This is a genomic window from Lapidilactobacillus bayanensis (assembly GCF_003946695.1).
Classification (GTDB): Bacteria; Bacillota; Bacilli; order Lactobacillales; family Lactobacillaceae; genus Lapidilactobacillus; species Lapidilactobacillus bayanensis.
In genome coordinates this window covers 1-12,309 of the sequence record NZ_RHOX01000020.1, presented here as the reverse complement: position 1 = coordinate 12,309, position 12,309 = coordinate 1, and the positions used below count along the sequence as shown (strand labels likewise).

Annotated in this window: 9 protein-coding genes; 8 read left to right on the top strand and 1 reads right to left on the bottom strand. The window is 40.1% G+C overall.

Going from position 1 to position 12,309, the window contains the following annotated elements; translation table 11 throughout:
* Window positions 1–219 precede the first annotated feature (219 nt).
* From EKM65_RS08265 to EKM65_RS08235, 7 genes are all read left to right on the top strand, one after another.
* Window positions 220–1,347, top strand: a complete 1,128-nt coding sequence (locus tag EKM65_RS08265; protein ID WP_318531113.1) for a DegT/DnrJ/EryC1/StrS family aminotransferase — start codon at window positions 220–222, stop codon at window positions 1,345–1,347.
* Between the two features lie 16 nt (window positions 1,348–1,363).
* Complete coding sequence (locus tag EKM65_RS08260; protein ID WP_125607417.1) at window positions 1,364–2,455, top strand: glycosyltransferase family 4 protein; 1,092 nt, start codon at window positions 1,364–1,366, stop codon at window positions 2,453–2,455.
* A gap of 2 nt (window positions 2,456–2,457) precedes the next feature.
* A complete protein-coding gene (locus EKM65_RS08255) occupies window positions 2,458–3,267 on the top strand; it encodes a glycosyltransferase family 2 protein (protein WP_125607415.1) in 810 nt (269 codons plus the stop codon).
* Between the two features lie 109 nt (window positions 3,268–3,376).
* Complete coding sequence (locus EKM65_RS08250; protein ID WP_125607413.1) at window positions 3,377–4,939, top strand: lipopolysaccharide biosynthesis protein; 1,563 nt, start codon at window positions 3,377–3,379, stop codon at window positions 4,937–4,939.
* Between the two features lie 40 nt (window positions 4,940–4,979).
* Window positions 4,980–6,131, top strand: a complete 1,152-nt coding sequence (locus tag EKM65_RS08245; RefSeq protein ID WP_164506875.1) for a type III PLP-dependent enzyme domain-containing protein — start codon at window positions 4,980–4,982, stop codon at window positions 6,129–6,131.
* Between the two features lie 2 nt (window positions 6,132–6,133).
* The gene (locus EKM65_RS08240) at window positions 6,134–7,132 is read left to right on the top strand and encodes an ATP-grasp domain-containing protein (RefSeq protein ID WP_125607409.1); all 999 of its coding nucleotides are present in this window, start codon (window positions 6,134–6,136) and stop codon (window positions 7,130–7,132) included.
* Between the two features lie 197 nt (window positions 7,133–7,329).
* The gene (locus EKM65_RS08235; protein ID WP_125607407.1) at window positions 7,330–7,992 is read left to right on the top strand and encodes a sugar transferase; all 663 of its coding nucleotides are present in this window, start codon (window positions 7,330–7,332) and stop codon (window positions 7,990–7,992) included.
* Window positions 7,993–8,273: 281 nt separating this feature from the next.
* On the opposite strand, the gene EKM65_RS08230 is transcribed toward EKM65_RS08235, so the two are convergent.
* Window positions 8,274–9,740 carry a helix-turn-helix domain-containing protein gene (locus EKM65_RS08230; protein WP_125607405.1) on the bottom strand — a complete coding sequence of 489 codons (1,467 nt, stop codon included), beginning with the start codon at window positions 9,738–9,740 and terminating at the stop codon, window positions 8,274–8,276.
* Between the two features lie 346 nt (window positions 9,741–10,086).
* On the opposite strand from EKM65_RS08230, the gene EKM65_RS08225 reads away from it, so the two are divergent.
* Window positions 10,087–11,916 (top strand): polysaccharide biosynthesis protein, encoded by a 1,830-nt coding sequence (locus EKM65_RS08225; protein ID WP_164506874.1) that lies wholly within the window; start codon window positions 10,087–10,089, stop codon window positions 11,914–11,916.
* The last annotated feature ends 393 nt before the right edge of the window (window positions 11,917–12,309 follow it).

Here is a 12,309-nt window from a genome sequence, read left to right as displayed (position 1 = left end):
AACAGCCAATAATCAGAGATATAAAAAGCTGGTGTTAGAATAATCTTATTGTTATAATAAACACAAGTTTTTAATAAGCCTTTTTAAACAGCGTGTATTGTGATGATTTCTCAGAAAAGTAAAACTGATGCAATTTGTTTTTAAGAATGACTAGCTCAATTAAACAAGTTAGAGGAGTGAGAGCACGTGACCAAAAAAATTCTGTTAGCTTCACCGCATATGAGTGAAGCTGGCTGGGAACAACATTATGTCCAAGATGCATTTGCGAAGAACTGGATTGCACCATTAGGAGAAAATGTTGATCAGTTTGAAAAGGAATTTGCTGACAGAGTTGACCAGAAATATGCAGTCGCCGTTTCTTCGGGGACAGCGGCCATTCATTTAGCATTGAAGGCGTTGAAGATTGGTCAAGGTGATATTGTTCTATGTTCAAGTCTCACCTTTGCTGCGAGTGCTAATCCCATCTGTTATGAAGGTGCAACGCCGGTGTTTATTGACAGTGAGCCAGATACTTGGAATATGGACCCAGTCGCTTTGGCCAAGGCACTATGCACTGAAAAAAACGTTAAGGCGGTCATCGTCGTTCATTTATACGGCATACCGGCTAAAATGAACGAGATTATGGCATTGTGTCGGCAATATCAAGTGCCCGTAATTGAAGACGCTGCCGAATCGTTAGGGAGTACCTATCACGGACGCCAAACAGGTACGATTGGTGACATTGGGATTTATTCCTTTAACGGCAATAAAATTATTACCACATCTGGTGGTGGCATGTTAGTGACGGATAATTCCGAGTACGCTGAGCGAGTGAAGTACTTGGCAACTCAGGCCCGCGAACCAGTCTTGCATTATGAACACCGTGAAGTGGGTTATAACTATAGATTAAGCAATATTTGCGCAGGAATCGGTCGTGGCCAGCTTAAAGTTTTAAACGAGCGCATTACTCAAAAACGCCGCATCTTTTATAAATACCAACAATTACTCAGTGACCTTGAAGAGATTCACTGGATGCCCGAACCGAAAAACAGTTTTAATAATTTTTGGTTGACTTGCTTAACAGTTGTAGGGCTGGATACGCGACAATTAATTGCCGATTTGGCGGCTGAAAATATTGAAAGCCGACCGATTTGGAAACCAATGCATCAACAACCAGTATTTGCGCAACGACAGTTTTACGGGAATCAGTACAGCGATCAGTTGTTTACAACCGGTCTCTGCTTACCGTCAGATACTAAAATGACGAATGCTGATATCAAACGAGTTGCTGCAAGTTTGCGTAAGGCAATTCAACGGGCCAAACATAATGACTTAATTAACAGTGAACGTTCAGATCATGCTGTGTAAAGAGGGGGATTGACTGATGAAGATTTTACAGGTCACAACGATTTCGAACACGATCAATGCTTTCTTAATCCCGCATATTGAAGCGCTGCTGGCGCAAGGCCACGAGGTTGAATTAGCGTGTGCCACCAATCAGCCCTTGGATCAGCGCTTGACGGCATTACCCCACCATGAAATTAGTTTCCAATGGAATCCATTGACAACAGATAATGTTCGCGCGTATTTTCAACTGAAAAAATTATTTAAAGCGCGGCACTATGATCTCATTCACACCCATACCCCTAACGCTTCGGCCTTGACACGTTTAGCAGCTCGCCATGAGAATGGTGCGGTGATGTACACTGCGCATGGGTTTCACTTCTATGAGGGTGCTTCCAAGTTTAATTGGTTGACCTATTATCAGATTGAAAAAATATTAGCCAGGTATACTGACAAGCTGGTCACAATCAACCAAGAAGATTATCAACGCGCGCAAGGTTTTAAACTTAAACGAAAAAATGCTGTTCATTTAATTCCGGGGATTGGAACTGATATTGAAGTGGTTGCTCAGCCGCAAAAGGTTGCTGAAATTCGCAACAAGTATCAGTTGCGTCCTGAAGATAAAATATTAGTTTTTGCGGCTGAATTATCGCAAAACAAGAATCAAACCTTACTGATTGACGTAATGGATCGTTTGGTTACTGCGGGTAAGACGAATTACCGCTTGTTTCTGCTAGGAAGCGGCCCCAAAAGAGATGATTATCAACGTAAAATTGCGACGCTGAATTTAGAACGACATGTTTTTTTAACGGGCCAAGTTAATGATGTGCGGCCGTTTCTAGAATTAGCTGATGTGGTTGTTTCTTCATCACAACGCGAGGGATTGCCGGTTAATGTGTTGGAAGCATTCGCCTATGGGGTTCCGGTTGTGCTGACGAAAATTCGCGGACATGTTGATTTACTGACAGAACGTAATCAAGGTTTTCTAGTTGAAAACATGCACGAAATGGCTGCCGCAATTGATGAAATTTTGACCGCGTCCGAAAAATATCGACCAAGCTTCACTAATAAATATTCAATCAATGCTTCTGTTCAGGCAATGCAAAAAATTTATGCAGAAATGAGGGTCTAATCATGACCAAAAATCCGAAAGTCTCAATTATCATGGGTGTTTATAATTGTGCCCCAACACTAGCGCGCAGTGTCGAATCACTTATTAGCCAAACCTTTACAGATTGGGAATTGATTATGTGCGATGACGGCTCTCAAGATGACAGCTATACGATCGCACGCCAATTACAACAGAAGCTACCCGCTAAGATTATTGTGCTAAAAAACGAAAAAAATTTAGGTTCCAATGCAACATTAAATCACTGCTTGACTCACGCAACCGGTAAATATATCGCACTTCAAGACGCTGATGACGTGTCTTTGCCAGAGCGATTGCAGCTAGAGGTTGATTTTTTAGATCAGCACCCTGACTATGCTGTTGTTAGTGGTGGTATGGCTCGGTTTGATGAGAATGGTATTTGGGCAAGCGCTTTTGAAATCGAATATCCCACCATGAAGAATATTTTCTTCGGGGCACCATTTTGTCATCCGGCAGCAATGATGCGCAAGCAGGCGTTAGCAGAAATCGGCAACTACAGTGTGGCACCACAATTGCTTCGCGTAGAAGATTATCATCTGTGGTATAAATTCTATCGTGCTGGCTTTAAAGGACATAATCTACAGCAAACCATTTACGTTTATGCTGACGATCAAAGCGCTTATCAACGACGTAACTTTCGGAATCGCTTAAATGAAACTAATTTGAAACGACTAATCATTAAGGAACAAAAGTACCCACTATATTATCATCTATATGCGCTACGTCCGTTGTTGGTGGGACTCTTGCCAGCCTCAATTTATCATTTCTTCCGCCGCCGCCGGTTACAAAGTTAGGCAGCGCAACTGATGATTGCAACTATCATGCTGGTCAATACTTGGTCATTAATGATCGCACACAGCTTTGTTACGCTTGTCACCAATAGCTTTAAAAAGGAGGGACATTATGGAAGAATCGCGGACCATTAATTCTGCAAGAAATATCGTCGTCAATGTTTCTAGTCAATTTTTGGCGATGGCATTACGTTTTATCGCACGGACTGTTTTTATTCACTATCTATCTGTCGAATTTTTGGGAGTTAATGGTCTTTTTTCAAATGTTCTATCCATGCTAACGCTAGCTGATCTGGGCATTACTTCAGCGCTAAATTATTCGTTATATAAACCGATTCGCGAAAATGATCAAGCGCAAATAAAAAAACTAATGAACTATTTTCAGAAGGTTTATCTGATTATTGCCGGTTTTGTCTTAGGCATCGGTTTATCGTTAGTTCCTTTTCTTCACTTGATTGTCAACTTAGATAACGCCGTACCCTATATTCGCGTTTACTATGTTTTAATGCTGCTAGGTGTGGTCATGAGTTATCTATTTGTTTACAAGTCGTCATTAGTGATTGCTAGTCAAAAGGAATATTTGGTCGCACAAATTACGATTTTTACGCAAATACTGAGAACGGTTGTCCAAATTGGTGTGCTGGTTTTATACCGAAACTTTGCCCTGTATCTCATTGTTCAGATTGTTGTTGAGTTTATTGATAATTTGATCGTTTCGCATACGGCCAATCGAATTTACCCGTTTCTAAAAAACAATCATGAAAAATTAGCCAAACAGCAACGCAGAAGAATTTTAGAAGACATTAAATCTATTTTTGTGTATCGGTTTGGCAGCATTATCATGAGCAATACAACTGATATTTTCATTTCGGTGATGATCGGCACGATTTACGTTGGTTACTATTCTAACTACATCATGATTGTTGGGAGTATCTCGACGATGTTGGATTTACTGTTTAAGTCTTTGTCGGCAAGTATTGGCAATAAAAATGCCGCCCAAAGTGAGAGTGGCAAACAAAATATTTTCCAACTGGCGGCTTTTGCCTATCAATGGTTGATTGGTTTTAGTACGGTTAGTTTCTTTATCCTATTAACACCATTCATTCGGTTATGGCTGGGCGAAAAATTTGTGCTTTCTGGTTTAATCGTTTTTGCAGTTGCCTTACAATTTTTCATTACCGGATTGATGTCAGTCACGGCCATTTATCGTGATACGACTGGCATCTTCAAAGAAACGAAATACGCTTATCTGGCGGCAGCGGCTTTGAATCTCTTATTTGGTTTCGTGTTCGGTAAATTCTGGGGAATTGCCGGGATTTTATTAGGCGCTTCACTGGCAAAACTATTAACAGCCTTTTGGTTCGAACCTAAAATTTTATTTCAATATTATTTTAAGAGTCCAATTTGGCCGTACTTCAAGTCGGTCCTGCGTTGCGCGATTGTGACCGTCGTTGAAGCGGCGCTTTTATTTGGTCTCAGTCAATGGTTATCGTTGTCTGGTATTTCCGGCTTAATTATTCAGATGATTTTGTGCGTTGTGGTTGTCAATGGCGGTAATTTATTGGTCTATCGAAATGACGCTGATTTTAAACAACTTATGGGCTACTTAGAATTCATTTGGATTGCCTTTATTAATAAAATTGGCTTGTTGAAATATGGTAAAGAGAAGGAATAACACATCATTCAGTTACGCAACTAAAGGGGAGAGAACATTTATGGAGACGCCTTATTTTGTCATTGATCAGAATAAACTAGCGGATAATCTGCAGGAGTTACAAGAAGCATTAGCAGCTACCTTTGCCAAGTCGATTATTGGTTATTCGTTCAAAACCAACTCAGTACCGTGGATCTTAGACTTTATGAAGTGCGCCGGTTGCTATGCTGAAGTTGTTTCGGATGATGAATATCAATTGGCTCAGAAATGCGGCTACGCACCTGACAAGATTATTTATAACGGTCCCGCCAAGAGTGAGGCCACCTTTGCTGACGCACTCGCTCAAGGGGCAATCATTAACCTAGAAACACATCGAGAATTGCGTTGGTTAGAAAAATATGCAATGACTGGTACAAAAGTAGGCCTACGCATTCAAATCGATGTGGAAACATTTTGCCCGGGTGAAACGGCAATGGGTGAATTAGGTGGTCGTTTTGGGTTTCAGTTGGCTGAACTGCCAGAAATTTTACAACAGTTGCAAAGATTAGGCGTTAAATTAGCCGGTTTACATGTGCATACGAGTAGTCGGACACGTAGTTTAAAAGTTTATCAAGTCTTAGCTCGAGAGTCAGTGGCCATCATTCAGCAATACCAGTTGAATTTAGATTATTTAGATATTGGTGGCGGATTTTTTGGTGGCGATCGTGCGATTCCTAGTTTCTTCGACTATATGACCGTGATCAGGCAGCAATTACAGCAACTGGTTAATTTCACTGACTTAACTTTAATTGTTGAACCGGGAGCCTCATTGATTGCTACGCCGGTCTCTTATGTAACTAGTGTGATTGATGTTAAAAGAACACCGCGCCAGATTTATGTGACAACCGACGGTACACGCCTGCATCTTGACCATCTTTTCGTCAAAACAAGTTATCAATATCAAATTAGGGGTCAGTCAGCTGAAGATGTCGTGCCGCAACAGATCATTGCTGGTTTTACTTGTATTGAAAACGATCACCTTTTTATCTTGAAGAATGCACCGTTGCTTAAAGAGAATCAACAGATTATCTATGAAAAAGTAGGTTCATATACGATGTGTTTTAATCCATTGTTTATCAAATATTTCCCCGCGGTGTACGTGAAAAACGATGAGGGAATGAAATTAGTTCGTCGTCGCTGGACAGTTGAAGACTATGTAAGAGGAGCGAAATAGCCATGACAAATATTTTAATCTTAACAGCAGGTACACGTGTAAAACTTGTTGAGTATTTCAAAATGTTACCGAATGTAAAAGTTGTTTGTACAGATGCAAGTTTAAATGCACCGGCATTGTATTTTGGTGATGCCCATTATCAAATGCCTTGTTTTACGGATCCAACGTATTTGGAGCGGGTATTAGAGGTTTGCGAAGCCGAAAATATTGACGCAGTACTACCGATAATCGACACAACGTCTTTTATTTTGAGCCAGCATAAACAACGTTTCACCGAAAAAGGCATTAAAGTTATCACCTCACCTGCAGAAACTGTCGCTTTAACGTTTGATAAGCGTCAGTTGGCTAAGTTTTGTCGCGACAATCAGTTGCCAACGATACCAACCTTTGACTCACTGGCAGAATTTGAACAGGCGCGAGTAGCGGGATTAATTGATTTTCCAGTTTTTGTTAAGCCCGCAATTGGAAGTGGCAGCATTGATAATTATAAAGTTCATAACATGTCCGAATTAAAAAATATCTTAGCAAATAAAAAGGATATGATTATTCAAGCCTTTATCAAAGGAACTGAATATGGCGTTGATGTGTATTGCGATTTAGAAACAGGGGAGTTAGTTGACTTCTTTGTCAAAGAAAAATTGTTAATGCGTAGCGGTGAAACGGACAAGGCGCGCTCGGCAAATCCACAGCCAGTGCTACCAATTCTGCAAGATTTAGTCCGGCGAGCCAATTTTCACGGACCGGTTGATGTTGAGTTCTTCTACGATCAGGGTCAGTGGCTGATTTCCGAAATCAACACGCGTTTCGGCGGTGGATATCCATTTGCTCAAGCGTGCGGTAAGAATTATCCGCAGTTAATCGTTAACAATATTAATGGCAAACGTAATCATGTCCAAAACTTTGCTTACCCGCAAGATGTCATCCTAATGAAGTATCCGGAGATTGCCATGGTGACTGCTGTTGAAAGCAATCAACGTTCGCTCAAACGTCATGTCGTTTGATGGACTTGAAAAACGTTAACGCTTACTTAAGCTGATGCTTGCGGGCAATGATATTAGGAGTAGCCAATTAGGATGAAGTCCCCAATCAAACCGTATTTTTGTGAGAACGGCTAGGTTTTGTCACCCCATTCTGGCACACATAATATGATGGTGCAGCAACTAAAAAAGTAACGCGCTAAAACGGAGGAGGATCAAAAATGTATATTAAAGTAATTAAACCCATTATTGATCGATTATTGGCCTTGATCTTTGTTTTATTATTCTCATGGTTGTATGTTTTGATCGCGATTTTAGTGCGTCTTAAGATTGGCTCGCCCGTTTTTTTTAAGCAGGATCGCGTTGGTCAAATTGATCCCAAGACGGGTCAAGAACGAATTTTTACACTCTATAAATTTAGAACAATGAATGACAAACGTGATCAAAATGGTGAATTACTTGATGATGAGCAGCGGCTAACATCCTTTGGTCGGAAATTACGTGCGACTAGTTTAGATGAATTACCGGAAATATTCTTTAACGTCTTACGACATTATGATATGAGCTTAGTGGGACCACGGCCGCTTTTAGTGGAATATATTGCCAGATACTCACCTGAACAGCGCCGCCGCTCTGACTGTCGACCTGGATTAACTGGCTTTGCCCAGGTGAATGGCCGCAATACGATTTCATGGGAAGATAAATTTGCCATGGATGTCTGGTACTCGCAAAATATCTCGTTAATGCTTGACCTTAAAATTATGCTAGGTACCGTTAAAACCGTCGTGAAACGTGATGATGTTAGTTCAGACACTTCAGTTACTATGGATGTTTTTGAAGGCTCTCCGCCTGGTGCCAAGAGTAACTGGGAAGCACCATCTTGATTTGTTCCTTAGTGCTAGCAGTTAAACTAAATCGCCGATTAGATTATTTGGTAGCAAGATAAAAATCTGATAATTTACCTAAAAAAAGAAGCTGGGATAAGTATCCCGACTTCTTTTTTCGTACTCCGATTGTTGTGAGGCGGAAGTTAATGTTTAAATGTTGCAATGACGTTGTTCTGTTTGACTAATTTCTTAGTCGCACAGAACGTCGTTGTTAATTATTGCGCTCGACTTAAGCTATCGATTCTTTCTGCTCGGACTTTATTGAATTCAGCCTTGACTTAACTAGCCTTACTTTTGAGTTCGTGTTGTTGTTCTAGCTTGATTAGTAAGCCACTATAAGAGAAACGTCCGTTCTTGAGTGTGAAAAGGTGCTGCTCGCTGTTGCTTTGGCTCGTGCTGCCCGAATTCGTGATGATTAAATCATAGGTGCCAAATTGATTGGAATTGAAAATTTCCGGTTTAACGAAGGAAAGGCTTTGACAAAATCGTAAAACGTCCTGAATGAGAAATGAGTTCAGATCATCTTGAATGCCAACGTAAACTAACTCAGAAGCAATCAGCGGTTTGGCGTGAGGCAATATTAATTGTGTACAGCATTGAGCGAGTGCCGTTAAGTTATTGGCTAACCAAGTCGTTTTCTTTTGCCGAGCTAGTTGCCGCAACGTGTTAGTCAATTGTCGTTGAATTGTTTGGGCCAGTTTTTCATTGCGATGTGGGGCCGCAATTGAGTTGCGAAGCACTAATGAGACAGGAATGTTTTGCCAAAGCTGAACGTTAGCAAATAAGTTGTAGAAGTTTAACCAGAATAACTCAAGCTCTTGAGCCGATAAATCGTCGCGTAGTAATTGCTGAACGCGCCGTAACAATGACCCGGGCAAATGATTAATGAATTTAAGGCACTTTAGATTTCGCCGAGCTAAGGGAATCCGCTGATCATCAACGGTAAAATAAATCGGTTGATATAAGATTGAATAATAGAAATAAGTGAGTTCAGCTTGAAAAATAGTAGCGTCTTGACAAATTGCGTCAAAGAAGTGTTTGATTGCAGGTTGACAGCTTGGGAAAAAATAATGAGTACAACGTGTGTTCACAGTAATAAAGTGTTGGTTTTTGCTACGTAAGAAGGCAATTGCCAAAGCTAAACGTCCTTGCTGATAACAGACGCCATTTCCCCACGGTTCACGCCAGTCTGCTAACGGATGTAAAGCTTGTTCAACCTCGGGCAGTTTGAAAATATCTTCGCCGCCATTGACCGCCCAGAGAATTTGTAAGTAAAAAGAGCGAACAGCTGCCTCTGAACCGCTAATAACCATTTTATCTAGATTTAAATGTAAATCGAGTGTTCGGAGATAATGTTTAAGTGGTTTTAATTTGCGATGAATCGTTGAGCGACCGATCGCATTCTGTTCGCAATAATCAGTCAATGTGTCGTCAGGATACACTAATAGATTTAACATAAATTGATATGCCGTGCTGTTGTGCAGGAGCAATGTTTGATAATTGCCAACGTCAAACTTTTCTTCTGCAAAACTAATTTGACCATTTGCCACTAATAGCGTTTGACGATAACGAGTGAGCCAATCATGATTAACCGACTTTAATAGATTTTGAATTTTGGTGTAGGAAAATGGCAATTGATCGCGCAGTGAATTAGCCGAGAATTGTTCGGCCGCGTTATTGCTCAAGCAATTAAACAATTGTAATTTTTCTTTATCATGAGTATCTAAGCATAAATTCAAAAACATTTTTTCACACTCCTTATCGTAACTAAGTTAATTTTACGATTTTTGGAGAAATAATTCAACTTTTTTCTTATGAAAATAATTAATAACTACGAATATTTAACATTGACACAGAATGAGCTTAATGCCACGAATGCCATGACTTAATCACTTTAAGGTTACTTTTGTTATTTTTAAAATGATTCGATTATTGTCATAAATAAAACAATAATTAATCATTTGTGGAATTGTTATTCAATGAGCATCTTGCTAAAGTGATGATAAGAAAACCTTTATCAATTAAAAAAGGTAAAACGAATGAAATCATGACATGGATTTTGTGAAGTTGAAGTCAGAAAGAAGGCTCATTATGTTAAAGAAAAATTACGTCACCAATGTTGTATTCGATACAATCGGAATCATTATCGGTCATTTGGTAATGTTTACTTATTTGTTCCGGATCGCAAATGTCACACTACCTAATCTATTTAAACTACGCCAAGTTTTGATATTTTTGACCATCTATTTTGTGATGATGGGGTTACAAGGTTTCACTAAAAAATTGGATTCCCAATTCACCAATAAAGATGTTTTCGCTGTTACCTTGGCGATGATTGTAGCGACTGCTGGCGAATTGGCTTTTATCTTGATGATCGGATCCTATCATCATATCGCTAGCTTGGTGTTATTCTTCTCAATGACATTATTGCTAACTTTAGGATTGCGAGTACTGAGTCAGAAACTGAATGAATATCGCATTGCTAAAAAAGGTGAGGCTTGTGAGCCAACGCGATTGTTGGTCATTGGTTCAGGAAACGCGGCCGAAATGTTGCTGACCGAAATAAATAAACCCAATAATAGAAGTAAGTATCATATTTGTGGTTTAGTTGATGATAATCCGCAAGTGCAGGGCGGGACGATTTTAGGCTACCCTATTTTAGGAACAACGCGTGATATTCCCCATTTAATTGAACAACAGAATATTCAACGACTAATTCTGGCCATTCCTTCGCTAACTGATTTAGGTTACCATCGAATTCTAGAAAACATCGGTCAATCAATTCCCTTGGCAACGATTCCTTCAATGGAAGAATTGGCAAACGGTGTCTTGAATATCACTAAATTCCGCCCAGTACCAATTAAGGAACTTTTACCGCGACCAGAGATTGAGTTGGATACGGTGGAAACGGAAAGATTACTAGGTGGTAAAACCATTTTAGTAACGGGTGCCGGTGGTTCGATCGGTTCAGAAATTTGCCGAAACTTAATCAAGTTTAAGCCTAAGAAGTTATTATTGTTGGGGCATGGTGAGAATTCGATTTATTTAATCCACCAAGAATTAGCAAAAGCTTGTGGCGATGAGGTCGAACTGGTGCCTGTAATTGCTGACGTGCAAGACAAGAAACGTTTGTTGGAAATTATGTTTCAACATCAACCTGCAATTGTCTATCATGCTGCTGCGCACAAACATGTCCCGATGATGGAAGGCAATCCCAAAGAAGCTGTCAAAAATAATATTTACGGAACTCGAAATGTTGCCGAAGTGGCTAAACAAACCAACGTTGAACGTTTTGTGATGCTATCAACCGACAAAGCGGTACGCCCAACTAATATTATGGGGGCGACTAAACGTATTTGTGAGATGCTAATTACAGCTTTAAATGAACCAGGAAAAACAAAATTCTGTGTTGTACGTTTTGGCAATGTTTTAGGCAGTCGAGGCAGCGTGGTGCCACTATTTACGAAGCAAATTCAAGCCGGTGGGCCGGTAACCGTCACTGATTTTCGAATGACACGTTATTTTATGACAATTCCCGAGGCAAGTCGCTTAGTTATCCATGCCGGAACTTTGGCTAAAGGCGGCGAAATCTTTATTCTTGATATGGGAAAACCTGTTAAAATTTATGATTTAGCGAAGCGAATGGTTGAATTAAGTGGTTATAACACTGATGAAATCAAAATTGTTGAGTCAGGGATTCGTCCTGGGGAAAAACTTTATGAAGAATTGCTAGTTGATAAAGAACGGGTCTCCCAACAAGTTTTCGAGAAAATTTTCTTAGGCAAAATTACCCGGGCAAATCCGGATAAGGTTCTGAACTTCTTACAAAAAGTCATGTTGAGTGATGAATCTATCGTTAAAGAAAGTTTGATTGACTATGCGGTAAAATCTGCAGCGGGGCAAGATCGTCAATCAGTTTAAAGAAGTAGGTTGAATAGCGACTATTAAAACAGTGAAGGTCTAAATCCGTTTTGGGATTTAGACCTTTTTTGAATCATGTTGATTTTAATAGTTGCGCTGCCTAAAACTGTTATGTTGTAGTTCTTCGCGCTGCACAAAGGTTGTTGATGAAATGTGGCGGATACCGTGGCGTCAAATAAATACTAGTCGCGGGAACGTAGTGAGCACTGCTGATTAAGACAGTGGCAACTAGAACTATTATTTTGTTGCTTCTTCACGCTTGCGCAAAGGTTGCATACGAAGTGTAGCGGGTATCGTGAGGGAAAATAAATACTTGTCGCTGGAACGTGGTGGACACTGCTTGAAGCCAATTTTTGCAAAATTGTCTCCAAGACAGGTCTTGTAGTAACAGCT

What these genes read in the sequence shown, in the direction of transcription:
- EKM65_RS08240 (WP_125607409.1), top strand. Translation starts at nt 6,134, where the DNA reads ATGACAAATATTTTAATCTTAACAGCAGGTACACGTGTAAAACTTGTT.
- EKM65_RS08250 (WP_125607413.1), top strand. Translation starts at nt 3,377, where the DNA reads ATGGAAGAATCGCGGACCATTAATTCTGCAAGAAATATCGTCGTCAAT.
- EKM65_RS08235 (WP_125607407.1), top strand. Translation starts at nt 7,330, where the DNA reads ATGTATATTAAAGTAATTAAACCCATTATTGATCGATTATTGGCCTTG.
- EKM65_RS08255 (WP_125607415.1), top strand. Translation starts at nt 2,458, where the DNA reads ATGACCAAAAATCCGAAAGTCTCAATTATCATGGGTGTTTATAATTGT.
- EKM65_RS08260 (WP_125607417.1), top strand. Translation starts at nt 1,364, where the DNA reads ATGAAGATTTTACAGGTCACAACGATTTCGAACACGATCAATGCTTTC.
- EKM65_RS08245 (WP_164506875.1), top strand. Translation starts at nt 4,980, where the DNA reads ATGGAGACGCCTTATTTTGTCATTGATCAGAATAAACTAGCGGATAAT.
- EKM65_RS08265 (WP_318531113.1), top strand. Translation starts at nt 220, where the DNA reads ATGAGTGAAGCTGGCTGGGAACAACATTATGTCCAAGATGCATTTGCG.
- EKM65_RS08225 (WP_164506874.1), top strand. Translation starts at nt 10,087, where the DNA reads ATGTTAAAGAAAAATTACGTCACCAATGTTGTATTCGATACAATCGGA.
- EKM65_RS08230 (WP_125607405.1), bottom strand. Translation starts at nt 9,740, where the DNA reads ATGTTTTTGAATTTATGCTTAGATACTCATGATAAAGAAAAATTACAA.